This window comes from Embleya sp. NPDC020630, assembly GCF_044334985.1.
In the GTDB taxonomy this organism is placed as follows: Bacteria; Actinomycetota; Actinomycetes; order Streptomycetales; family Streptomycetaceae; genus Embleya.
Genome location: NZ_JBIRUB010000002.1, coordinates 285,305 through 309,201, shown reverse-complemented (window position 1 = coordinate 309,201; position 23,897 = coordinate 285,305). Strand labels below are relative to the sequence as shown.

The window sequence follows — 23,897 nt, the reverse complement described above, 5'->3', positions numbered from 1 at the left end:
CGCACCGACGAGGGCCCGGAACCGTGCTTCGGTTCCGGGCCCTCGGGCGTTCGTGGTCGGCGCGCGTCAGCCCGCTTCGGCCGCGCGGACGCGCTCGCCGTGGCGCAGGGTCGCGGCGCGCAGCGCGGTCTCGGCGTCGACGCCCCGACGGGCGGCCAGTTCGGTGACGGCCAGCAGCAGGTCGCCGATCGCCTCGGGGCCGGCGTAGTCGTCGGCGTCGATGGCCGTGGGGAGCACGGGGGTGGGTACGGTCAGGCCCGCCTTGCCGGTGCGGGACAGGAACTTCGCCGCCAGCGCCAGGGCCGGCTGGCCCATCGCGATGCCGTCGAGGGCCGAGGCGCGATGCGACTTCTCCGCGGCCTTGAGCGCGTCCCAGTTGGCCTCTACCGCCTCCGGGGTGTCGGCCTCCACGTCGGCGAACACGTGCGGGTGGCGGCTGATCAGCTTGTCCACGATGCCGCCGGCCACGTCGTCGATGCCGAACGGGTCGGCCTCGTCCTCCTGGGCGACCCGGGCGTGGAAGAACACCTGCATCAGCACGTCGCCCAGTTCCTCGCGCAGGTGCTCGCGGTCCCCCGAGTCGATCGCGTCGACCAATTCGTAGGTCTCCTCGACCAGGTAGCGGGCCAGCGACTCGTGGGTCTGCTTCGCGTCCCACGGGCAGCCGCCGGGCGAGCGCAGCCGGTCCATCACCGCGACCAGGTCGAGCAGGCGCGCGCCCGGCAGGTCCCAGGCGCCGGGCAGCAGTTCGATCTCCGGGACCGGCTCGCCGCCCTCGTCGCCCGCCGCGACCCGGGCCAGGGCCGGGCCCAGGCCGGGGTCGTCGTCGGTCGCCGCGAGCCAGACGACCAGGCCCGTGCGGGCGCGGTCGAGCAGGTGGCGGGCGAGCGGGAGCGGGCCCGCGTCGAGGTCGGCGATGTCGACCTCGACGCCCGCCTCGCGCAGATACGGCAGCTGGGGGTGGTCGGCGTCGGCGGTCAGCACGCACCCGGTCGGCGTGCCGGCCGCCTCGCGCAGCGTGCGCCACGCGGGCCAGCTCAGCAGGCCGGGGGCGACCCGGTGGGTGCCGGCGAGCAGGACGAGGCGGGCGGGCGGCGCGGCGGTAGGCGAGTCACTCACCCGGCCAGCCTACGGTCCGGCTCAGGTGCCGCTCGCCGCCCCGGGCTGGGCGTCGGCGGAACCGGCCGCCGGCTGGGTGCCCGGGGCCAGCCACGAGTAGGTCGCGGCGGTGGTGGTCAGCTTCGCCGAGTCCCAGGTGCCGTACCTCGGGTTCACCTTGATCTTCATCGAGGCCGCCACCTCGCCCAGGTAGGCGTCCAGCTGCGCCTGGCCGTCGGCGGTGCCCAGGTCGATCCCGCGCACCCGGGCGATCTCCCCCTTCAGCGCCTCGGTCCGGACGAAGTCGTCCACCTCGGCGGGCAGCACGCCGATCCGCACCAGGCGGGCCTCCAGGTTCTGCGGGCCGCCGAGCCGGGCCTCCAGCGTGCGGCGGGCCTGGAGCACCTGGGTCGCGTTCAGGGCGACGTGGTTGCGCCCGGCCGCCTCGGCGATCACCCGACGCGAGATCAGCTGGACCAACTCGGCCTGGTTGGCCTCCAGTTGGGCGCTGGTGCCGTTGAGCGGCAGGTTCTGCCGGGAGAACGCCTGCTCCAGCTTGTCCACCTTGGCGTTGAGGGTCGAGATCTCGATGCGCTCCCCGCCGACCATGGCGGCCGCGCCCGCCTTGGATTCCGAGCAGCCGGAGAGCGCGAAGCCGGTGACCAGCACCAGCCCCACCGCGGCCACCCGGGCCCGGGACGCGGCCCGCCGCCGGCGGTGCGCGGAATCGACAGGGACGGAACGCGACGTGCGACTCACACGAACTCCCAATGCTCGATGGCGCTGTACGGCGGTACGACTGTCGGCCACGGCGGACTGCGACCCATGACCAACGATCAAAGATACGGGTGGGCACGCCCGAAGTCCGCATATTCGCCAAGATCATCCGCGGCGGGCGACAACCCGTCGCGGCTCCCGGACCGGCGCCGACGCGCCGGTCCGGGAGCCGGGGAGCCGGCTCGAGCCTACTTCTTCGCCGCCGCGATCGGCTCCAGCAGGATCGCGTCCACCAGATCCCGCGCCCACGTCAACAGCGCCCCGTCACGCAGCGGTTGCCCGCCGATCCGGGCGGTCATCGGCTTGGGCACCAGGATCTGCTGGGTCGCCGCCTTGACCAGCGTCTTCGGGTACAACCGCTGGAGCCGCAACTGCTGCGACTCGCGCAGTTCGACCGGGCCGAACCGGACGAAGTTGCCCTGGAGCGTGACGTCGGCGATCCCGGCGGTGCGTACGTGCGCCCGGAACCGGGCCACCTCCAGCAGGTTCTCCACCGGCTGCGGCAACGGCCCGTAGCGGTCCACCAGTTCGGCCCGCACCGCGTCGATGTCCGCCTCGCAGGTGATCGCCGCGATCCGCCGGTACGCCTCCAGGCGCAGCCGCTCGCCGGGCACGTAGTCGTGCGGGACGTGCGCGTCGATGGGCAGCTCGACCCGGATCTCCGGGACCTCCTCCGCGCCCTCGCCGCCCGCCGCGAGTTCCTTGTACTGGTTGACCGCCTCGCCCACCATGCGCACGTACAGGTCGAACCCGACGCCCGCGATGTGCCCGGACTGTTCGCCGCCGAGCAGGTTGCCCGCGCCGCGGATCTCCAGGTCCTTCATCGCCACGAACATGCCCGCGCCCATCTCGGTGTGCTGGGCGATGGTGGCGAGGCGCTCGTGCGCGGTCTCGGTCAGCGGCTTCTCCGGCGGGTACAGGAAGTACGCGTACGCCCGCTCGCGGCCCCGGCCCACCCGGCCGCGCAACTGGTGCAGCTGGGACAGCCCGAAGTTGTCGGCCCGCTCCACGATCAGCGTGTTGGCGTTGGAGATGTCGATGCCGGACTCGACGATCGTGGTGCAGACCAGGACGTCGAACTCCTTCTCCCAGAAGTCCACCACCACCTTCTCCAGCGCGTTCTCGTGCATCTGGCCATGGGCGATGGCCACCCGGGCCTCGGGCACCAGTTCGCGGATCCGGCTCGCCGCGCGGTCGATCGACTCGACCCGGTTGTGGATGTAGAAGACCTGCCCCTCGCGCAGCAGTTCGCGCCGGATCGCGGCGCCCATCTGCTTCTCCTCGTACGGCCCCACGAAGGTGAGCACCGGGTGCCGCTCCTCGGGCGGCGTGGTGATCGTGGACATCTCCCGGATACCGGTGACCGCCATCTCCAGGGTGCGCGGGATCGGGGTCGCGGACATGGTCAGCACGTCGACGTTGGCGCGCAGCTTCTTCAACTGCTCCTTGTGCTCGACGCCGAAGCGCTGCTCCTCGTCGACGATGACCAGGCCCAGGTCCTTGAACCTCGTCTCGGCCGAGAACAGCCGGTGGGTGCCGATCACGATGTCGATCGAGCCCTCGCGCAGGCCCTCCAGGACCGCCTTGGCCTCGGTCTCGGTCTGGAACCGGGACAGCGACTTCACCACCACCGGGAACTGCGCGTAGCGCTCGGAGAAGGTGGAGAAGTGTTGCTGGACGAGCAGCGTGGTGGGCACCAGGACGGCCACCTGCTTGCCGTCCTGGACCGCCTTGAACGCCGCGCGCACCGCGATCTCGGTCTTGCCGTAGCCGACGTCCCCGCAGATCAGCCGGTCCATCGGGATCGGCTTCTCCATGTCGCCCTTGACCTCCTCGATCGAGGAGAGCTGGTCGGGCGTCTCGACGTAGGGGAAGGCGTCCTCCAACTCGCGCTGCCACGGGGTGTCCGGGCCGAAGGCGTGTCCGGGCGCGGCCATCCGGGCCGAGTAGAGCTTGATCAGGTCGCCCGCGATCTCCTTGATCGCCTTCTTCGCCTTGGCCTTGGTCTTGGCCCAGTCGGCGCCGCCGAGGCGGTGCAGTGACGGGCTCTCGCCGCCGACGTACTTGGTGACCTGCTCCAGCTGGTCGGTGGGCACGAACAGGCGGTCGCCCGGTTGGCCGCGCTTGGCGGGGGCGTACTCCAGGACCAGGTACTCGCGCTGCGCGCCCTGCACCGTGCGCTGGACCATCTCCACGTAGCGCCCCACGCCGTGCGACTCGTGCACCACGAAGTCGCCGGCCTTGAGCTGGAGCGGGTCGACCATGTTGCGCCGTCGGCTGGGCAGCCGGCGCATGTCCTTGGTCGAGGTGCGCTGGCCGGAGACGTCCTCCTCGGTCAGCACCAGGGTGCGCAGCGACTCGGAGGCGAAGCCGTGTCCGATGCAGCCGGTGGTCACGTGCACCACGCCGGTCTCCGGCACCTCGGCGAGGTCCGCGTCGAGCCGGGCCGGCACCCCCTCGCCGGACAACGTCTCGACGAAGCGCGCGGCCGGTCCGTGGCCCTCGGTGACCAGTACCACGCGCCAGTCGTCGGCGAGTCGGCCCTTGATCTCGGCCAGCACCCGCTGCGCGTCGCCGCGGTAGGCCTCGACCTCGACCGCGCCGATCTCGGTACCGGAGTCGTCGGCGTCGGCGCCGAACGGGCTGAGCGACCACCACGGCACACCGATCCCGGCGGCGTGCTCGCGCACGTCGGCCAGGCTCCACAGGGACGCGGCGCCCAGGTCGATCGGGCTCTCCCCGCCGCCCGCCGCCGCGGCCCAGGACGCGTCCAGGAACTCGCGGCTGGTGGCCACCAGGTCGGCGGAGCGGGTGCGGACCCGCTCGGGGTCGCAGACGAGCACGTGACTGCCCGCGGGCAGCACGTCGAGCAGCAGCTCCATGTCGTCCACCAGCGCGGGGGCCAGCGACTCCATGCCCTCCACTGCGATGCCCTCGGCGATCTTGCCGAGCATCTCGACCAGGCCGGGATGCTCCACCAGGAGTTCGCGGGCCCGTTCGCGCACGTCGTCGGTGAGCAGCAGCTCACGGCAGGGCGGTGCCCACAGGCCGTGTTCGGCGGTCTCCAGGGAGCGCTGGTCGGCGACCTTGAACCAGCGGATCTCCTCGACCTGGTCGCCCCAGAACTCGACCCGGAGCGGGTGCTCCTCGGTCGGCGGGAACACGTCGAGGATGCCGCCGCGCACGGCGAACTCGCCGCGCTTCTCCACCAGGTCGACGCGTGCGTAGGCGGCTGCGGCCAAACGCTCGACCACGGTGTCGAGGTCGATCTCCTGCCCGGCCACCAGGGCCACCGGCTCCAGCTCGCCCAGGCCCTTGACCTGCGGCTGGAGCACGCTGCGGATCGGCGCGACGACGACCTTGAGGGTGCCGGTGCCGGCGTCGGAGCGCTCGCCCGAGGTGGGATGGGCGAGCCGGCGCAACACCGCGAGCCGGCGGCCGACGGTGTCCGAGCGCGGGGACAGCCGCTCGTGCGGCAACGTCTCCCACGAGGGGTATTCCACGACGGAGTCCTCGGGCAGCAGCGACCCCAGGGCCGCGACGAGGTCCTCGCACTCGCGGGTGGTGGCGGTGACCGCGAGTACGGGTCGATCCGCGCGGGCGGCGACGGCGGCCACCACGAAGGGGCGCAGCGCCGGTGGTCCGACGAGGTCGAGGGCGGTACCGCGGCCCTCGGACGCGGCCCGCACCGCCTCGGCGACGGCGGGGTCCTGGACGACGATGTCTAGCAGACCGGTCAGGCTCATGGGCCGGTTGGATCCTCCGCAACGCGAACGGCCCCGACCTTGGAAAAGGACCGGGGTTCCCCGACAACCCTACGCCCGAAGGGGCCGGTGCCGCCCGCGATGACAACGTGTGACTGTGACCAGTACCGCCCACCCCTCCCCCTTGGCAATGTAACTGATAGGGGGTCCAATGGCCTGCGAACAGGAATCTGACGGGTCGTCGGATTTCCGGCGGGCGGCCGTCGGGAGTCCGGGCGGCGGCTGGACCAGGGGAGACGACGGACACGATGAGCAGCGCGCAGCAGAAGCTCTACATCGGCGGCGAATGGGTCGAGCCGGAGCGCGGTCACTACGAGGTGATCAACCCGGCCACCGAGGAGGTCGTGGGTCTGGCGCCCGAGGCGTCGGTGGAGCAGGCGAACGCGGCGACCGCGGCGGCGGCCGAGGCGTTCGGCACCTGGTCGCGGACCACCCCCGAGGAGCGCTCCCGGATCCTGGACCGGGCCGCGGACCTGTTCCTGAAGATGGGCGGCGAGGTGGTCCCGCTGGCCTCCGCCGAAACCGGCGCCACGCTCTCGGTCACGGGCATGATGCAGCTGGGCACCACGTACTCCCGGTTCAAGCGCTACGCCAAGGGCGCGCTGGAGCCGACCGAGTTCCCGCTCGCCCCGCAGCCCACACCCGAGACCGCGCTGAGCCGGGCGGGCATCTTCGGCGCGGTGGAGGTGCGCCAGCCGGTCGGCGTGGTCACCTGCATCACCTCGTACAACAACCCGTTGGCGAACACCGCGGGCAAGGTCGCGCCGGCGCTGGCGATGGGCAACACGGTCGTGGTCAAGCCCGCGCCGCAGGACCCGCTGGCGGTGTACCGGATGGCCGAGGCGCTGGCCGAGGCCGGGCTGCCGGCGGGTGTGCTGAACGTGGTCACCGGCTCGGGGGTGGACGTGTCCGAGGCGACGGTGGCCTCGCCGCACGTGGACATGATCAGCTTCACCGGCTCGACCGCGATCGGCGCGCGGATCGCGGAGGTGGCCGGCCGTACCTTCAAGCGTCAGCTGATGGAGCTGGGCGGCAAGGGCGCGTGCATCGTGCTCGACGACGCCGACCTGGACGCGGCGGTGCACGGCATCGGCACGGTGTGGAGCTTCTACGCGGGCCAGATCTGCACCGCGCCGACCCGGGTGATCGCCCAGCGCGGCATCTACGACCGGCTCGTGGAGCGGCTCGCGGAGCACGCGAACGGGCTGAAGGTGGGCAGCCCGCTGGATCCCGCGACGCAGGTCACCCCGGTCATCTCCGCGGTGCAGCGCGGCCGGGTGGAGGCGCTGATCGCCAAGGGTCGCGAGGAGGGCGCCCGCCTGGTGGTCGGCGGTGAGCGGCCGGACTTCGCGAAGGGCTTCTACGTGGCGCCGACGCTGTTCGCGGACGCGACCAACGCGATGACCATCGCGCGCGAGGAGTTCTTCGGCCCGGTGGTCACGGTGATCCCGTTCGACGGGGACGAGGAGGAGGCGATCCGGATCGCCAACGACTCGGACTACGGGCTGATCTCGTACGTCTTCGCCGGGGACACCACCCGCGCCTACGGCATCGCCCGCCGGCTGCGCTCCGGCGGTGTCGGGGTGAACACCGTCGGGCGCAACATGGAGGCCCCGTTCGGCGGCTTCAAGCAGTCGGGCGTCGGCCGCGACGGCGGCTCGTACGGCCTGGCCGCCTACAGCGAGATCCAGAGCATCGTCTGGCCCAGCGCCTGACCGGCGCGACACGGACCGCGAGCGGCCCCGGGATCCTTCCCCGGGGCCGCTCGCCCCTTTCCGGCGGCCCCTTCGTGTTCGGGTCCGGGACGTCTCGGGTTCGTCGGTTTCCCGCGTGGGGGTGAGGTCGTGGCCATAACCTGAGGGGCGGTTCGCGGCGCTCGGTCGCGGGCCCGTCAGGGGGGATCTCTCGCAATGTCGCAACCGCAACGTCTGGTCCGGGCCTGGTCGGTGCGCGCGGGGGCCGCGCGCACCCAGGTGGAAGCCGGGGTGCGGGCGCGACGATGGTTGTGGTTCCGCGAGGCGTTCCCGGACATCGAGCGGTTGCGCGTGGTGGACCTGGGCGGCTCCACCGAGTTCTGGTGGCACGCCCCGGTACGGCCCGCGCACGTGCGGGTGGTCACGACGGCCGAGCGGGCCGCCGAACCGGCCCCGTGGCTGACCGTCGAGGCCGGCGATCCGCTGGCCTGGAACGGCGGTTGCGACCTGGTGGTGAGCGACGGTCTGCTGGAGCGGCTGGCCGCGCCGACCGACCGGGCCCGGCTCGCCGACGTCGTGCACGCCTCGGCCGAGCGCTACTGGCTGCGCACCGCCGCCCGCGAGCACCCGCTCGATCCGCAGACCTCGCTGCCCGCCGTGCACCTGCTGCCCGGTCGGGTCCGGACCCGGATCGACGGCTCCGCGCCGAGGGTTTTCCCGGCCCGGCGCGCGGAGTTGGCCTCGCGCTTTCCCGGATCGGTGGTCCGCGGCGAGCGGGTGGCCGGGCTCGTGTCGTCCTGGGTGGTGGCCAAGCCGCGTGCCGATCACGTGCCGGGCCGCCCCTGACGTTGCATCACCAGCCGCTCGGGGGTGGGCGGTTGCGCGAGGAGGGGGATTCTCGGATGCGTGTTGTCATCGCCGGTCAGGGATATGTGGGACTGCCGCTGGCGGTTCGGGCCGCGCAGGTGGGCCACGAGGTGGTCGGCTACGACGTCGACCGGGAGCGGGTCAAGCGGCTGGCGGCGGGTGAGTCCTACGTCGAGGACATCCCCGCCGCCGAGGTGCGCGCGATCTCGGACGCGGGCCGCTACCGCGCCACGAGCGAGCCGAGGGATCTGGGCGGCTACGACATCGCGGTGATCACCGTGCCCACGCCGCTGCGCGAGGGTGTACCGGACCTGAGCTACATCGAGGAGTGCGCCCGCACGCTCGCGCGGTACCTGCGTCCGGGCGCGTGCGTGGTGCTCGAATCGACCACCTACCCGGGCACCACGGAGGAGTTGGTCGGCCCGATCCTGGAGGAGGGCTCGGGGCTGACCGCGGGCCGCGACTTCCACCTGGGCTACAGCCCGGAGCGGATCGACCCGGGCAATCCGACCTGGAACCTGGTCAACACCCCGAAGGTGGTTTCGGGGGTGGACGCCGCCTCGCTCGCGGTGGTGGAGGGCTTCTACGGCTCGCTGGTCGAGCGGGTGGTGCCGGTGTCCTCGCCCAAGGAGGCCGAACTGGTCAAGCTGATCGAGAACACCTTCCGGCACGTGAACATCGCGCTCGTCAACGAGGTCGCGATGTTCGCCCACGACCTGGGCATCGACGTGTGGGAGGCGATCGACGCCTGCTCCACCAAGCCGTTCGGGTTCCTGCGCTTCACGCCGGGTCCCGGGGTCGGCGGGCACTGCCTGCCGATCGACCCGTCGTACCTGTCCTGGCGGGTGCAGCGCGCGCTGGGACAGAGCTTTCGTTTCGTGGAGTTGGCCAACGACGTCAACAACCACATGCCCGACTACGTGATCCGCCGACTCACCGCCGCGTTCAACGCCCGGCGGCGCTCGGTCAACGGCTCGCACGTGTTGTTGGTGGGGCTCGCGTACAAGAAGAACACCGGCGACGCCCGGGAGTCGCCGTCGACGCACGTGGCCCGGCTGCTGCTGAACCTGGGCGCCGAGGTCACCGCCGCGGATCCGCACGTGGAGCAGTCCCAGGTGGTGGACGCGCGGTTGCGGCGGGTGGAGTTGACGCCGGAGACGGTCGCCGCGGCCGACGCGGTCGTCCTGCTCGTCGACCACGACGACGTGGACCTGGAGTTGTTGCGCACCGCCGACTACGTGCTCGACTGCCGTCGGGTGCTCGGCGCGGGGCCCAACATCGAGGTGTTGTAGCGGTGTTGCAGGCGGTGTCGTAGGCCCTCGCGGCCGGCGCGCGGTGATCGGGGGTGTGTCGACCACCGCGCGCCGTTTCGGCCCGTCCCGGGCCCCTGCGGCCCGTTCCCGTCGGTCCCTGCGCCTACTTGTATTCGATGATCTTCGTCTTGTGCCCGGTGGCCTTGGTGTGCGCCTTGGCCGCCACCTGTGCCGCGTCCTTCGACCGGTACCGCTGGCGGGCGCCGTCCGACTTCGACGGACAACCGCCTTCTTGGCAGAGCCATCCCCAGGTACTCATGGACAACCTCCAGACATCACAGGCGCCACTCCCGTCCCGACCGAGGACGCGAATGACTCGGACGGCCACACCGCAGCACCTGCGGCCGCCGTGCGACCGACACTCGACACGTCATGACACGCTCGTGACGGAACCCGGACGTTCCGGAGAAAAACGTTTTCCTTTTGAATGCCTACCGCTTCGCTATCGACATGCAAAGGATGCAATGCCGCGATCAATGATCTTTTCTGCCTATTGCGACGAAAGAGTGGTGCGGAATAGCTCGCCGGGGTGACGGCGCGCAAGAAGCGGCGGTCGATTGCCGATAAGCGCGACACGTTATGTCAACCTGATCGCCTCGAACGCGTGTCTTCGGCCCCGGCGGCGAATGTCACGGATTCGGGGCATTCGGACCGGCACGATCGACGGCGGCGAGCGGGTCGGACGCGGCGGCCGGGCCGACGCGCAGCGGCACCGTCCCGCCCGAGACGCACTCCCCGGTGTCCAGCCGCCACTTCCAGTGGTGTCGGGGGCACTCCAGCACCCCCGCCTCGATGTCCGCGTGCGACAGGTCCTCGCCAGCGTGCGGACAAAAGCGCTGCATCCGCACCCCGCACCGCTCGATCGACTCGCCGTGCGCGGCCGATTCGCGTTCGCGGACCATCTGCATGGTCTGCGCCGGATGTTCGCCGTAGCGCAGCAGGCTCATCAGGGTCAGGTCGAAGACGTCGGGATCACGGGCCAGGCCGAGCCGCATGGACAGCAGCGCCTCCTCCCAGCCCACCTCGCCGTCCACGATCGCGCGCAGCGCCCGCTGCGGCACCTCGATCGTGTAGGCCGGGTCGACCGGCTCGTCCTCGAACACGATGTCGCCCGCGATCCGGCCCAGCCGCACCGACCACGACCCGCCGTCCGAGGTCAGCCGCACGTCCTTGCGCCACGCGCCGAGGAAACGCCTGTTCCAGCTCTGCAACCGGGCGAAATAGGCGTCCAGTTCGGCCGGGGTCACCGGCTCGAAGGGCGGCTCGGCATACGCCCGCCACTCCTGCTCGCGGCGGTCCCGATAGGCGCTCAGATAGGCGTCGGTGCGCCAGTGCGCCACCGGGCCGGTCGGCGCCGCGAGGTCGTCGCCCGGCGCCGCCTCGATCACCCGCACCCTCGGGCAGGCATCCGCGAAGTCGGCCGCGAACGCCTCCCACAGCGGGAAGATGGTCTCGTCGCGGTCGTTGTACCGGGCCAGTTCCGGGTCCAGGAACACCGGTGGGCCGGCCGAGGGCAGATAGGACCGCGCGCCGGTCAGCCGGACCTTGCGCACCAGCGTGTCGAACAGGTCCGAGCGCACCTCCGCGGTCTTCTTGCGCTGCACCTCCTCGGGGTACGCGTAGGCGTTCGGGTACCACATCGCGCCGGAGTACTGCGCGGACAACAGGTCGATCCCGTCCGGGAGTTCGCCGAGCGGGGTGTTGCAGTCGTTGAGGTCGAGGAAGCGGTATCCGTCGAGGTCGACGAGCAGCCCGCTGTCCTCCTTGTGGCTGGTGTCGAGGAACATCGTCAGGGTCAGCCCGGGCACGGGCGTGAACGACTCGCGGTGGCCGAGCACCACCTGCTTCCCGAACCCGAGCGCGGTCATCCGCCGGACCAGCGACTTGGACCGGTAGCGGGGCAGCACCACGGTGACGCCCCGGTCCAGCCGATCGAGCAGCCGCTCGTCGAAGTGGTCCTCGTGCAGGTGCGAGAGGTAGAGGAGGTCGGGTCGTCCGGCGAGCACCTCCGGCAGCAGTTCGCGGTTGTCCGGGAAGGGGAACCACGAGCCGAGGAACGCGGGATGAAACCACGGGTCGATCAGCAGCGAGATCCCGGCGTGCGCGACCACGAAGCCGGCGTGGCCGAGATAGCGGATCGCGCCGGGCGCCGGCGGATCGGGCCTCGGGGCGACCGGCCGCTCCCGGCGGTGCTCGGACCCGGCCGTCACAGCCGGCTCAGCGCTCCCGCGAGCACCTCCGCGACACGCTCCTGCTGCCCGGCGGTCAGCTGCGGGTACAGCGGCAGCGAGAGCAGCTCCTCGGCGGCCCGCTCGGCGACCGGGAAGTCGCCCCGGGCATGGCCGAGTTCGGCGAACGCGGGTTGCAGGTGCACGGGCACCGGATAATGCACGCCGGCGCCGACGCCCGCCTCGTTCAGTAGCGCGAGCACCTTGTCCCGCTCGGGCACGCGGACCGCGTACAGGTGCCACACGTGCTCGTTCCCGGGCGCGGTCCGGGGCAGCCGTACGCCCTCGATGCCGGCCAGGAGCGTGTCGTAGCGCGCCGCCGCCGCTCGCCGGCGCACGTTCCAGTCGGCGAGCCGGCGCAACTTCGCGCGCAGCACCACGGCCTGGATGGTGTCCAGGCGCGAGTTGAACCCGAGCCGGGTGTGCACGTACTTGCGCGAGGAGCCGTGATCGCGCAACTCGCGCAGTATTCGGGCGTATTCCTCGTTGCCGGTGCACACCGCGCCGCCGTCGCCGTACGCGCCCAGGTTCTTGCCCGGGTAGAAGCTGGTGGCCGCGATCGCGTCCGGACCCCACGCGCCGGGAGCCAGGCCGTCCTGGGTGGCGCCCTGGCACTGCGCGGCGTCCTCGACCAGGAACACCCCGCGTGCCTCGGCCAGCGCCCGCAGCGCGCCCATCGGGGCCAGTTGCCCGTTCAGGTGCACCGGCAGCAGGGCCCGGGGGCCCGACGAGTCGCCCAGCGCCTCGGCGGCCCGCTGCGGGTCGAGCAGGAGGTGGTCCTCGTCCACGTCGGCCAACACCGGCCGCGCGCCCGCCCGGACCACCGCCTCCGCGGTCGCCACGAACGTGTTGGCGGGCAGCACCACACTCTCGCCCGCGCCGACCCCCAGCACCCGCAGCGCCAGTTCCACCGCGTCGGTGCCGTTGGCCACGCCCACGCAGTGCGCGGCGCCGGTGAACGCGGCGAACTCGGCCTCGAACTCCGCCACATCGGGCCCGCCGACGAACGCGCAGGTGTCCAGGACCCGGGCGATGCCGGCCGCCACCTCGGTCGCCACCTCGGCGTGCGCGGCGGCCAGATCCACCAGCGGGATCCGGTTCGGCTCAGCACTCATGCGTGTCTCCCCCACCTCGTCGCTCCGATTCGGCGAGGTCCGGCGCCGCGCGCAGTCGGCGCGCCGGCACCCCCGCCCACACCTCGGCCGGCGGCACGTCCCGCGTCACGACCGAGCCCATCCCCACCAGCGATCGGGCGCCGATCACCCGGTGCTCGCGCACCAGCGCACCGGCCCCCAGGTACGCCTCCCGGCCCACCGAGACCCCGCCCGCCAGCCGCACTCCCGCGGCCAGCGTGGCGAACTCGCCCACGTCGTCGTCGTGGGTCAACACCACCTGCGGCATCGTGTGCGCGTGTGCGCCAACCCGGACCCCGGTGGTCAACACCGTCTGCGCCATCAACACCACGCCGGGGCCGACCTCGCAGGTCCGCGGGACCACCGCGCTCGCGTGCACCAGGGTCGCCCAGCGCTCGGCCGGCAGACCGAGCCGGGCCACCACGCGCGACCGGCTCCACCAGTGCGTCGGGCTGCCGGTGCACACCACCACGAGGGCATCGGGCCACTTGTGCACCACGTCGGCTCCGCCGAGCACCGGCACGCCGTCCACCTCGGTGTCCTGGCGGGCCGGGTCGTCGTCCAGGAAACCGAGCAGTCGCCAACCCGAACTCCCGCGCGGGGAGCGGAAGTCCGGCAGTGCGGCGGCGACCTCCCGGGCGAATCCCCCGGCGCCGACGAGGAGCAGATCGCGAAAGGACACTAGACCGCCGCCCGCACGCCCGCCGCCGCCCGCACCGCGGCGACCACCCGGTCCTGCTGCGCCTCGGTCAGCTCGTGGAACAGCGGCAGGATCAGCGAGTCGCGGGTCAGCCGCTCGGTGACGGGCAGCGGTACGTGCTCGACGTCGGCGTAGGCGGGCTCCAGGTGCGCGGCCATGATCCCGCGCCGGGCGGAGATGCCGGCCCGGGCCAGCTCGCCGAGCAGTTCGTCGCGCGAGATCGGGAAGTCCTCGGGCAGCAGCACCCAGAACGCCTGGAAGTTGGTCAGCCCGTACGCGGGATCCGCGGCCGTCTCCAGGCCCGGCACATCGGCCAGCGACTCCCGGTACCGGGCCGCCAACTCCCGCCGCCGCTCGACCATCGCGGCGAGCCTGCCGAGCTGCACCAGGCCGATCGCCGCCTGCACGTCGGTCATCCGGTAGTTGAAGCCCAGTTCGTCGTAGCTCTCCACCACCGGCGCCCCGCCCGCCCGGTCCGCCGCGTCCCGATCGGCCGCGCTCACGCTCATCCCGTGCTCGCGCAGCCGGCGCAACCGGGGCGCATGGCCGGCGCGCGCCAGCGTGAGCATGCCGCCCTCGCCCGTGGTCAGCAGCTTGCGCGGGTGGAACGAGAAGGTCGCGGACATCGCCCCCGCGCCGACCGGCCGGCCCTTGTAGGTCGAACCCGCCGCACAGGCCGCGTCCTCCACCACCACGATGCCCCGGCGGTCCACCAGGGCCCGCACCGCGTCCAGGTCGGCCGGGATGCCGCCCTGGTCGACCAGGATCACCGCCCGCGTGGCCGAGGTCAGCACCGGCTCGATCGTCTCCGGCGTCAGGTTGCCGGTGGCCCGCTCGACGTCGGCGAACACCGGGCGCGCGCCCACGTAGCGCACCGCGTTGGCGGTGGCCACGAAGGACAACGACGGCACCACCACCTCGTCACCCGGCCCCACCCCGGCGTTGATCAGCGCCAGGTGCAGCGCGGTGGTGCACGAGGACAGCGCGATCGCCTCCGGCACCCCCAGCCGGTCCGCGAAGGCCCGCTCGAAGGCCGCCACCCGCGGTCCCTGGGCCACCCACCCGGAGCGCACCGCGTCGGCCGCCGCGGCCGCCTCCTCGTCGCCCATCCATGGCCGCATCACCGGAATTCGTTCCATGCCCACCGTGTCCTCCCCCAGCCCCGTCCGCGCCGAACCCTTGACCCAGCTCCGCGTCCCCACGCCCGAGCCGCACCGAACTCCCCCGGTGCGCCCATCGGTTCAGACCGCGTCCCGCCACCACGCCACCAGTCGGCGCAGCCCCTCGTCGATGTCCACCTCGGCGGTGAAGCCCAACTCCCGTGCGGCCTTGGTGGTATCGGCCAGCCGCCGGGTCACCCCGCCACTGGCCCGCGCCGGTCCGTACTCGACGCCCAGGTGTTCGGCGCCCATCACCACCAGCAGCCGCTCGGCCAGCGAGCCCAGCGAAGTCTCGCTCCCGGACGCGATGTTGAACACCTCACCGCTCGCGTCCGCCCGCGCGGCCAGGAGATTGGCGCGCGCGATGTCGTCGGTGTAGACGAAGTCCATGGTCTGCAGGCCGTCGCCGAAGATCAACGGGGGTTCCCCCTTGCCGATCCGCTCCATCCAGCGGATCAACACCTCGGTGTACAGGCCGTGTACGTCCATCCGGGGGCCGTAGACGTTGAAGTAGCGCAGCGCCACGTAGTCCAGGCCGTACATCGCCCGGAAGCTGCGCAGCAGGCCCTCGTTGAACAGCTTGGCCGCGCCGTAGAGCGTGTCGTTGTCGTACGGGTGGTGCAGCTCGGTCGTCGGGAAGTGCTCGGCCAGCCCGTACACCGACGCGGAGGAGGACGTGACCACCTTGCGCACGTCGGCCGCGACCGCCGCCTCCATCACGTCGTAGGTGCCGTCCACCAGCACCTCGAGGGCGAGCCGGGGCTCCTCGACACACTGCGTGATCCGGATCGCGGCGAGGTGGAACAGCACGTCGACACCCGGCGTCAGCCGGGCGAGCAGCGCCCGGTCGCGGATGTCGCCGTCCACCAGCTCGACCCGCTCGTCGGCCAACGCCCCGGCCAGGTTGCCCCGGTGACCCCGGGTCAGGTTGTCGAGCACGACCACCTTCGCCGCGCCCTCGTCGAGCAGGCGGTCCACGATGGTGGATCCGATGGTCCCGGCCCCGCCGGTGACCAGGCAGTGCGATCCGGCTATCTCGACACTCGTCACGATGGTTCCCCCACGGCGACGGTGACGCCGCCCAGTTCCAGGCTGCGCGAGGCGGCCTCCAGCAGTTCCAGTACCCGCAGCCCCGCCCGCCCGTCGGTCAGCGCGGGTCGGGACCCGCCGATCGCCTCGGCGAATTCGGCCATCACCGCGCGCAGCGCCTCGCGTTCGGGCAGCGCCGGCAACACCACGTCGCCCATCCGGTATGAGATCAGCTTCTCCCGGCGGGCGTCGTGGTCGAGCGCGGTGTCCTCGATCCGGTCGACTCCCTTGTCGTGCACCTGGAGCCGGGCCGCCGGGTTGGTGTCGTCCCACACCAGCGTTCGCCGCGAGCCGCCGATGATGGTGGTGCGGACCTTGGTCGGCGAGAGCCAGTTGACGTGCACGTGCGCGATGGCGCCGTTGCTCAGCCGCAGCACGAGGTAGGCCAGACAGGCCCGGCCGGTGCCCAGCGGGTCCGCGCCGTGCGCGGACACCGACACCGGACGCACCCCCGGCGGCAGGATGAAGTCGAGGATGGACAGGTCGTGCGGCGCGAGGTCCCACAACACGTCCACGTCGGGCTGGACCAGGCCGAGGTTGATCCGCACCGAGTCGAAGAAGCGAATGTCGCCCAGCTCGCCGCCGTGGATCAGCTCGCGGATGTGCCGGACCACCGGCATGTAGCAGAACGTGTGATCGCACATCAGGATCAGCCCGGTGCGCTCGGCCAGTTCGACCAGCTTGACCGCCTCGGCGTACGCGGCCGTGATCGGCTTCTCGACCAGGACGTGTTTGCCCGCCTCGAGCGCCGCCGCGACCAGTTCGAAGTGCGTCGCGGCCGGCGTCGCGATGGCGACGGCCTGCACGGCCGGGTCCGCGAGCACGTCCCGATACGACGTACTCACCCGGACCGTGCTGTACTCGCCCAGGACCGATGTGGCCCGTGCCTCGTCGAGGTCACACAGCCACTCCACCCGCAGCGCCGGCGTGGCCTGCGCGTTGCGGATCAGATTGGGCCCCCAGTAGCCGGCCCCGATGACGGCCAGCCCGATGGGCCGACCGGAGCCGGACCCAGACCCGGAATTCGACATGACGGAACGTCAACTCCCCTGCACCCCCCGGCCGCACGGGCCCAGCCGCCGCACGGCACCCCCACCCGAACGAAGCTAGCGCCCGATCCGGCCCGGCGCCGGTCAACCGGGAAATCCGCGGGGGTCGGACCGGCCTGCGAAGATCCTTGGCGGAGTCCCGGTTGCACGTGACGCCGAGGCGTTTGGCACGCTGTTGCACGCACAGTCACCGATCCGGGCGCCGACACGATCCCAGCATCGACACAAGCGGCCACCCGGCAAGCAGCACATGAACGAGAAGGGAACGCCACGTGGCCGCGGGTACCCCGACGACGACACTGGCGAAGGAACGTACGGCGGAAGTGGATCCGACGATCGAACCGGCCCCCGAGACCCCGGACCGGGGCACACCGCGGGGGACGCGCGAGAGCATCCTCCCGGCCGTGGCGGCCGCGCTGATCATCGGCAAGCGGATCAGCACCCGGGCGGGCGCCAAGGGCGACACCGTGCCGAACCCGCATCCGCTGGTCCGGGACTTCCTGCTGGCGCTGCCGCCCGAATCGCGCGAGCGCTGGCGGGGGCGCTGCCCCGAGGTCGAACTGGTCTCCGAGCACCTCTTCGAGGCCGAGGCGGCGCGCAGCAAACGGGCGGCCCGGCGGCCGTTCACCGTGCAGGAGGCGCGCCGCTCGCTCAAGGGGGCCAAGCTGACGCTGCGCCGGATCCGCGAGGACGGCGACCCGCAGCACGACACCTACCAGCCGCCGTGCCGATCCTGCGCGCCGATGCTCGAGCACTTCGGCGTCACACCGACGGAAAGCGGCTGACGTGTCCCGGTTCTCCTTTGACGTGGTGCACGAACTCAAGCGGGCCGGCTGGACGGTGGGCCGACGCCGGCTGACCCAGGCCGAGACGTGGGCCCGGCAGATCAGCGACCACGAGTCGCCCGACGGGCACCGGCACAGCGTGTTCCCGGCGGCGCTGGTGGCCTGGGCCGAGTTCGGCGCCCTGCACTTCGCGATCGGCGGCGCGGGCAAGGACGTCCTGCGCCGACCGTTCACCATCGATCCCACCCGGGGGCTGCACCTGCCCCGCACGCTGACCGACGTGGGCCGCGCGCTCGGCACCCCGCTGGCGCCGCTCGGCGACGAGGACGGCGGCAGCGCCTACCTGGCCATCGACCCGGTCGGTCGGGTGTTCGGGCTCGATCACACCGGCGAGTGGTTCATCGGCTCGTCGATGGACGCCGCGATCAGCACGCTGGTCCTGGGGCACGCCCCGGTACGCATCCGCGACGACGGGCGCTGGTAGCCGCGGCCGGCGGGCGTACGCACGCGAAAAGGGCGGTACCCCGCGGGGGGGGCGCCGCCCTTCGTCGTCGTGGCTCGCTCAGGTGTTGAATCGGTTCTGCGCCCGCTCCAGCCCCTCGCGGACCAGCGCCTCGCACGCGTCGGCCGCCCGGTCCACCTCGAACGCCAACTCCTTGCGCTCGGTGGCGGAGAAGTCCCTGAGCACGAACGCCGCGACATCCATCCGGCCCGGGGGTCGCCCGATGCCGAACCGCACCCGCAGGTAGTCGGGCCCGAGCGACTTGGTGATCGACTTCAGGCCGTTGTGCCCGTTGTCGCCGCCGCCGCGCTTGAGCCGCAACACGCCGTAGTCGACGTCCAGCTCGTCGTGCACCGCGACGATGTTCGCGACCGGGATCTTGTAGAAGTCGCGCAGCGCGGTCACCGGACCGCCGGACAGGTTCATGAACGACATCGGCTTGGCCAGCACCACCCGGTGCGGGCCGATCCGGGTCTCCACCACCTGGGCGCGCGACTTGTGCGCCTTGAATTTCGACCGATCCCGCTCGGCGAGCAGGTCGACCACCATGAACCCGACGTTGTGGCGATTCCCGGCGTATTCGGGGCCGGGATTGCCGAGGCCCACGACCAGCCAGGGACTGTCGTCCGTGGTGGCGTGGGCCTGCGACTCACTCATGATGCCGTTGTCCCCGCGTTCGTTGCGCGTGTGTCGACTCAGGCCTCTTCGGCCGCGGTCTCCTCGGCGGTCGGCTCGGGCGCCGACGGGGTGAGGATGTGCAGGATGACGGCCTCGGGGTCGCCCGCGAGCGCGGTGCCCTTCGGCAGCTTGATGTCCTTGGCGTGCACCGAGGCGCCCGGCTCCAGGCCGGTCACGTCGATCTCGATGGTGCCGGGGAGCGCGGTGGCGTCGGCCTCGACGGGGAGCGCCGGGACGACGGTCTCCAGCAGGCCGCCCGGGGCGATCTCGCCGACGGTGCTGACCGGAACCTCGACCGTGACCGTCTCGCCCTTCTGGACGATCAGGAGGTCGACGTGCTCGAGGTGCCGCTTGATCGGGTGCCGCTGGACGTCCTTGGGCAGGGCGAGCTGCGCCTTGCCGTCGATGTCCAGCGAGAACAGCACGTTGGGGGTCTTGAGCGCGAGCATGAGCTCGTGGCCCGGAAGCGCAAGGTGGAGCGGAGCGGAGCCGTGACCGTAGAGGACGGCCGGCACCTTACCCGCGCGACGGGCGCGACGGGCGGCACCCTTGCCGAACTCGGAACGCGGCTCGGCGACGATACGGACCTCGGACACGACGGGTACTCCTCGAACGACGCGGTGGCGGATGGCGGGGCGGGGTCCCCATGATGCGGATCGACTGCGGACGGTGATCGCCGGAGCCGGTTCGTAGGTGCCCGAGTGGCACCGGGTCCCCTGCAAAAGCCTTGGAGGAGTACACGACACACAACTACCGCGTCGATCACGGAGCAAGTAGCGCGCATCCCTCGCCGGGCAACCCCGTTAGCCTACCCGCTCTTCTCGGTCGACCCGAAATCGGGTCGCGACAAGCACCACTCGAACGAGTGATGGCGCGCCCCCCGGTCGGGGCACAATACCGCGAAGAGCGAGCGGGCACACATACGCCGCCCGGCCGAACGGACGGGCGGCGTACGCGAGTTGGAACAGTCGAGGCTCGGCATCCCGCTAAGGTGCCGAATGTCGACAAGGGCTTCGGATCAGCTGTGGCCCTCGAACAGGCTCGTGACCGAACCGTCCTCGAAGACCTCGCGGATCGCGCGGCCCACCATCGGGGCGATCGACAGGACGGTCAGCTTGTCGAACCGACGCTCCTCCTCGATCGGCAGCGAGTTGGTCACGATGACCTCGCTGATCCGCGAGTTCTTCAGCCGGTCCACGGCGGGGCCGGAGAGCACCGCGTGGGTGGCGGCCACGATCACGTCGGCCGCGCCGTTCTCGTACAGCGCGTCGGCGGCGGCGCAGATCGTGCCTCCGGTGTCGATCATGTCGTCGACCAGCACACAGGTACGGCCGGCGACGTCACCGACCACCTCGTGCACGGTGACCTCGTTGGCGATGTTCGGGTCGCGGCGCTTGTGGATGATCGCCAGCGGGGCGCCGAGGCGGTCCGTCCACTGGTCGGCCACCCGGACCCGGCCGGCGTCGGGGGAGACCACGGTCAGCCGCTCGCGGTCCACCCGCTTGCCCACGTGGTCGGCCAGCAGCGGCAGCGCGAACAGGTGGTCCACCGGGCCGTCGAAGAAGCCCTGGATCTGCGAGGTGTGCAGGTCCACGGCCATCAGTCGGTCGGCGCCCGCGGTCTTGAACAGGTCCGCCATCAGCCGCGCCGAGATCGGCTCGCGACCGCGGTGCTTCTTGTCCTGACGGGCGTAGCCGTAGAACGGGACGATGACCGTGATGCGCTTGGCGGAGGCCCGCTTGAGCGCGTCGATCATGATCAGCTGTTCCATGATCCACGTGTTGATCGGAGCCGTGTGGCTCTGGATCACGAACGCGTCGGCACCTCGTACGGAGTCCTCGAACCGTACGTAGATCTCCCCGTTGGCGAACTCGAAGGCCTTGGTGGGAACGAGATCCGCACCGAGCTCCGAGGCCACCTCCTTCGCAAGTTCGGGGTGGGCCCTGCCCGTGAAGAGCATGAGCTTGCGCTCAGGCGTCACCTTGATCCCGCTCACAGCACCGTCTCCTTGCCATTCGCCTCGGCAGAACCGTCGTTCGGCCCGGCCGTTGTGTGCACGTCACCCGCGTCGCCCTGGCTCGACGCGAGCGCGCGTTCGGCGGCCTGCGCCGAGGCCGTACCCGCGCGTTTGCGTGCGACCCACCCGTCGATGTTGCGTTGGCGCCCCCGCGCCACCGCCATCACACCGGGTGGGACATCTTCGGTGATCGCCGATCCGGCGGCCGTGTAGGCACCGTCGCCGATCTCGATCGGGGCGACCAGCATGGTGTCGCTGCCCACGCGGACGTGGTCGCCGACCACCGTGTGGTGCTTGTTCACGCCGTCGTAGTTCACGAAGATCGTGGCCGCGCCGATGTTGGTGCCCACTCCGATGGTCGCATCCCCGACATAGGTCAGATGCGGCACCTTCGATCCCTCGCCGACCACGGCGTTCTTCATCTCCACGAAGCCGCCGGCCTTGGCGTTGGCGGCGAGGCGGGTACCGGGCCGCAGGTAGGTGTACGGGCCCACGCTCGCCTCGGGGCCGATCTCGGCCCCCTCGCTCGTGGTGTTGTACACGTGTGCCCTCGGCCCGACGACCGTGTCGCGCAGCGTGCAGTTGGGCCCCACCACGGCCTCGGCGGCGACGCTGGTGACGCCGTGCAGCTGGGTGTTGGGGTGCACGACGGCGTCCGGCTCGAACGTCACGTCGACGTCGATCCAGGTGGTCGCGGGGTCGATCACGGTGACCCCGGCGCGCATCGCGGCCTCGATCAGGCGGTCGTTGAACACCCGCCGCGCCTGGGCGAGCTGGACCCGGTCGTTGACGCCCAGGATCTCCCGGTGGTCCACGGCGGCCGCGGCGCCCACCCGGTGTCCGGCCTCGCGCAGCACGTGCAGCGTGTCGGTGAGGTATTCCTCGCCCTGGCTGTTGTGCGGGGTGATCTGGCCCAGCGCCTCGCGCAGCAGCTTGCCGTCGAACGCGTACACACCCGAGTTGATCTCGGCGATCGCGCGCTGCGCGGCGGTGGCGTCCTTGTGCTCGACGATCGCGGTGACGGCACCGCGCCCGTCGGGGGTGTTCTCCCGGACGATCCGGCCGTAGCCGGTCGGGTCGGGCACCACCGCGGAGAGCACGGTGACCGCGTTGCCCTCGCTCTCATGGGTGGCGACCAGGGCGGCCAGGCTGTCCGAGGTCAGCAGCGGGGTGTCCCCGCAGGTGACCAGGACCACTCCGTCGGGTTCGCGGCTGCTCGCGGCGAGCCCGTCCAGGGCGACGCGCACGGCGTGGCCGGTGCCGTTCTGTTCCTCCTGGACGACCACCTTGGCGGCCGGGTCCAGTACGGAGAGGTAGCCGGCGACCTGGTCGCGGCCGTGGCCGACGACGACGATCAGGTCTTCGGGATCCAGTCGTCGGGCGGCCTCGACCACGTGCCCGACCATGGCCCGACCGGCCAGGGCGTGCAGGACCTTCGGGGTGGTCTTGGAGCGCATGCGGGTGCCCTCACCCGCAGCGAGTACGACGACGGCAGCCGGGCGGATGGGGCTCACAGAGCAAGGCTCCTCGGCATCGCTGGCGGGGGGATGCCCGACGACTCCGAAGGCCGACTTCGGAGATACGAAACGACGGCACGACGAAGCCGAGCCGAACAAACCGGGCCCTATGAGGATAGCGCCGTCGGCGGAAGCCTCCACGCGCCGATGCGGCCTGCACGACCGAAGGGCTCCGCTACCAGGATTTGAACCTGGACCAAGGGGACCAAAACCCCGTGTGCTGCCGAGTTACACCATAGCGGAATGAATCGGGCATTCCGCCTGAGCAGCGGGTTCATCCCGTTTTCACGGCACCCACTATGCCGGCCCCCCGGCATCCCGTGCGCGAATAACCCCCCGGAAACCGGGCCCAAGATCGCCGAACCGCCGTCGGCATGCTCGCGGCACACCTGGAAAACGTCCTCCTCGGGCTGCGCGGGGCAAGAATGAGAAGGCGTACAGACCCCTCGCTTTCCGCTCATGAGCTGCCATACTGACGGAACTTACGGCTCCGTAGGTTACGTCGCCGTAGCGTTGCCTGTCCCCGATCCGAGGGAATCCCTATGACCCTTTCCTCCTCCGGTTCCACCGGCGCCGGCGTGCTCGAAGCCGAACGGAAGTCCGCCGACTCCGCCACTCGCGGCACGCTCGGCGGCGAGCGCAAGCACGCCGCCGAGCAGATCGCGCTGGCGCTCTTCATCGGCGTCCCGTTCCTCGCGCTGGTGGCAGCCGTGCCGGTCGCCTGGGGATGGGGGCTGTCCTGGCGCGACGTGGTGCTCGCGGTGGTGATGTACGCCATCACCGGCCACGGGATCACCATCGGGTTCCACCGCTACTTCACCCACGGGTCGTTCAAGGCCAAGCGCCCGGTCCGGATCGCGCTGGCGATCGCGGGCAACATGGCCGTACAGGGGCCGCTGGTGCGCTGGGTGGCCGACCACCGCAAGCACCACAGGTTCTCCGACAAGGAGGGCGACCCGCACTCGCCGTGGCGCTACGGCACCGGCGTCGGCGCGCTGTCCAAGGGCCTGTGGTGGGCGCACATGGGGTGGCTGTTCGACGTCGAGCAGACCTCGCAGGAAAAGTACGCGCCCGACCTGCTCAAGGACCGCGACATGACGCGCGTCTCCCGCCAGTTCCCGCTGTGGGTGGCGGTCTCGCTGGGCGCTCCCGCGCTGGTCGGCGGGCTGTGGGCGTGGTCGTGGCAGGGCGCGGTGACCGCGTTCTTCTGGGCCGGCCTGGTCCGCGTCGCACTGCTCCACCACGTGACGTGGTCGATCAACTCGATCTGCCACGCGGCGGGCGAACGTCCGTTCAAGTCGCGCGACCGTTCCGGCAACGTGTGGTGGCTGGCCATCCCGTCGATGGGCGAGTCCTGGCACAACCTGCACCACGCCGACCAGACCAGCGCCCGGCACGGAGTGCTGCGCGGTCAGCTCGACAGCAGCGCTCGCACGATCCGCTGGATGGAGAAGCTGGGCTGGGTCTGGGACGTGCGTTGGCCGGACCGGGAACGGGTCGCCGCACGGCGCGCGGCATGATGGGCC

General features: G+C 71.6%; 20 protein-coding genes and 1 tRNA gene. 6 read left to right on the top strand and 15 right to left on the bottom strand.

The features are described 5' to 3' along the window. Positions 1 to 66: 66 nt before the first annotated feature. From ACH4XV_RS07530 to mfd, 3 genes are all read right to left on the bottom strand, one after another. Positions 67 to 1,119: a MazG family protein gene (locus ACH4XV_RS07530; protein ID WP_395787460.1), complete on the bottom strand. Its 1,053-nt coding sequence runs from the start codon at positions 1,117 to 1,119 to the stop codon at positions 67 to 69. Between the two features lie 21 nt (positions 1,120 to 1,140). Continuing rightward, complete coding sequence (locus ACH4XV_RS07525) at positions 1,141 to 1,857, bottom strand: SurA N-terminal domain-containing protein (protein ID WP_395787458.1); 717 nt, start codon at positions 1,855 to 1,857, stop codon at positions 1,141 to 1,143. A 206-nt stretch (positions 1,858 to 2,063) separates the two neighbouring features. After that, positions 2,064 to 5,621 carry a transcription-repair coupling factor gene (gene mfd, locus ACH4XV_RS07520; protein ID WP_395787456.1) on the bottom strand — a complete coding sequence of 1,186 codons (3,558 nt, stop codon included), beginning with the start codon at positions 5,619 to 5,621 and terminating at the stop codon, positions 2,064 to 2,066. A 266-nt stretch (positions 5,622 to 5,887) separates the two neighbouring features. Here mfd and ACH4XV_RS07515 point away from each other — a divergent pair, with 266 nt between their 5' ends. The 3 genes from ACH4XV_RS07515 to ACH4XV_RS07505 all read left to right on the top strand — a co-directional run bounded on the left by ACH4XV_RS07515 (position 5,888) and on the right by ACH4XV_RS07505 (position 9,492). Next, complete coding sequence (locus ACH4XV_RS07515) at positions 5,888 to 7,354, top strand: aldehyde dehydrogenase family protein (protein ID WP_395787454.1); 1,467 nt, start codon at positions 5,888 to 5,890, stop codon at positions 7,352 to 7,354. A 195-nt stretch (positions 7,355 to 7,549) separates the two neighbouring features. Then, entirely contained in the window at positions 7,550 to 8,179 is a 630-nt protein-coding gene (locus ACH4XV_RS07510; protein ID WP_395787452.1) for a hypothetical protein, read from the top strand. A gap of 56 nt (positions 8,180 to 8,235) precedes the next feature. After that, positions 8,236 to 9,492 (top strand): nucleotide sugar dehydrogenase, encoded by a 1,257-nt coding sequence (locus tag ACH4XV_RS07505; RefSeq protein WP_395787450.1) that lies wholly within the window; start codon positions 8,236 to 8,238, stop codon positions 9,490 to 9,492. Positions 9,493 to 9,616: 124 nt separating this feature from the next. Here ACH4XV_RS07505 and ACH4XV_RS07500 read toward each other — a convergent pair whose 3' ends face one another. From ACH4XV_RS07500 to ACH4XV_RS07470, 7 genes are all read right to left on the bottom strand, one after another. Beyond that, entirely contained in the window at positions 9,617 to 9,772 is a 156-nt protein-coding gene (locus ACH4XV_RS07500) for a hypothetical protein (RefSeq protein WP_380005224.1), read from the bottom strand. A gap of 370 nt (positions 9,773 to 10,142) precedes the next feature. Next, a complete protein-coding gene (locus ACH4XV_RS07495; protein WP_395787448.1) occupies positions 10,143 to 11,723 on the bottom strand; it encodes an MBL fold metallo-hydrolase in 1,581 nt (526 codons plus the stop codon). Further along, positions 11,720 to 12,856, bottom strand: coding sequence for a DegT/DnrJ/EryC1/StrS family aminotransferase (locus tag ACH4XV_RS07490; protein WP_395787446.1), 1,137 nt, complete (start codon positions 12,854 to 12,856; stop codon positions 11,720 to 11,722). The genes ACH4XV_RS07495 and ACH4XV_RS07490 overlap by 4 nt, the downstream gene beginning before the upstream one ends. Continuing rightward, positions 12,846 to 13,556 (bottom strand): acetyltransferase, encoded by a 711-nt coding sequence (locus tag ACH4XV_RS07485; protein ID WP_395787444.1) that lies wholly within the window; start codon positions 13,554 to 13,556, stop codon positions 12,846 to 12,848. Before ACH4XV_RS07485 ends, ACH4XV_RS07490 begins: the two co-directional genes overlap by 11 nt. Beyond that, complete coding sequence (locus tag ACH4XV_RS07480; RefSeq protein WP_395787442.1) at positions 13,556 to 14,713, bottom strand: DegT/DnrJ/EryC1/StrS family aminotransferase; 1,158 nt, start codon at positions 14,711 to 14,713, stop codon at positions 13,556 to 13,558. The genes ACH4XV_RS07485 and ACH4XV_RS07480 overlap by 1 nt, the downstream gene beginning before the upstream one ends. A gap of 102 nt (positions 14,714 to 14,815) precedes the next feature. Continuing rightward, entirely contained in the window at positions 14,816 to 15,784 is a 969-nt protein-coding gene (locus tag ACH4XV_RS07475) for an SDR family NAD(P)-dependent oxidoreductase (protein WP_395787440.1), read from the bottom strand. Further along, the gene (locus ACH4XV_RS07470) at positions 15,781 to 16,854 is read right to left on the bottom strand and encodes a Gfo/Idh/MocA family protein (RefSeq protein WP_395787438.1); all 1,074 of its coding nucleotides are present in this window, start codon (positions 16,852 to 16,854) and stop codon (positions 15,781 to 15,783) included. Before ACH4XV_RS07470 ends, ACH4XV_RS07475 begins: the two co-directional genes overlap by 4 nt. Before the next feature lie 290 nt (positions 16,855 to 17,144). Between ACH4XV_RS07470 and ACH4XV_RS07465 the strand changes: the two genes are divergently transcribed. After that, positions 17,145 to 17,657, top strand: a complete 513-nt coding sequence (locus ACH4XV_RS07465; protein ID WP_395787436.1) for a YwqJ-related putative deaminase — start codon at positions 17,145 to 17,147, stop codon at positions 17,655 to 17,657. Position 17,658: 1 nt separating this feature from the next. Then, complete coding sequence (locus tag ACH4XV_RS07460; RefSeq protein ID WP_395787434.1) at positions 17,659 to 18,141, top strand: SUKH-3 domain-containing protein; 483 nt, start codon at positions 17,659 to 17,661, stop codon at positions 18,139 to 18,141. A 78-nt stretch (positions 18,142 to 18,219) separates the two neighbouring features. On the opposite strand, the gene pth is transcribed toward ACH4XV_RS07460, so the two are convergent. The 5 genes from pth to ACH4XV_RS07435 all read right to left on the bottom strand — a co-directional run bounded on the left by pth (position 18,220) and on the right by ACH4XV_RS07435 (position 22,614). Next, the gene (gene pth / locus ACH4XV_RS07455) at positions 18,220 to 18,816 is read right to left on the bottom strand and encodes an aminoacyl-tRNA hydrolase (protein WP_395787432.1); all 597 of its coding nucleotides are present in this window, start codon (positions 18,814 to 18,816) and stop codon (positions 18,220 to 18,222) included. A 38-nt stretch (positions 18,817 to 18,854) separates the two neighbouring features. Beyond that, positions 18,855 to 19,433: a 50S ribosomal protein L25/general stress protein Ctc gene (locus tag ACH4XV_RS07450; RefSeq protein ID WP_078975636.1), complete on the bottom strand. Its 579-nt coding sequence runs from the start codon at positions 19,431 to 19,433 to the stop codon at positions 18,855 to 18,857. A 422-nt stretch (positions 19,434 to 19,855) separates the two neighbouring features. Next, positions 19,856 to 20,833 carry a ribose-phosphate diphosphokinase gene (locus ACH4XV_RS07445; protein WP_380038889.1) on the bottom strand — a complete coding sequence of 326 codons (978 nt, stop codon included), beginning with the start codon at positions 20,831 to 20,833 and terminating at the stop codon, positions 19,856 to 19,858. Then, on the bottom strand, positions 20,830 to 22,368 hold the full coding sequence (glmU, locus tag ACH4XV_RS07440; protein ID WP_395787430.1) for a bifunctional UDP-N-acetylglucosamine diphosphorylase/glucosamine-1-phosphate N-acetyltransferase GlmU: 1,539 nt from the start codon (positions 22,366 to 22,368) through the stop codon (positions 20,830 to 20,832). Before glmU ends, ACH4XV_RS07445 begins: the two co-directional genes overlap by 4 nt. Before the next feature lie 173 nt (positions 22,369 to 22,541). Beyond that, positions 22,542 to 22,614, bottom strand: a tRNA-Gln gene (locus ACH4XV_RS07435). A gap of 299 nt (positions 22,615 to 22,913) precedes the next feature. Between ACH4XV_RS07435 and ACH4XV_RS07430 the strand changes: the two genes are divergently transcribed. Then, positions 22,914 to 23,891, top strand: coding sequence for an acyl-CoA desaturase (locus ACH4XV_RS07430; RefSeq protein ID WP_395787428.1), 978 nt, complete (start codon positions 22,914 to 22,916; stop codon positions 23,889 to 23,891). Positions 23,892 to 23,897 lie beyond the last annotated feature (6 nt).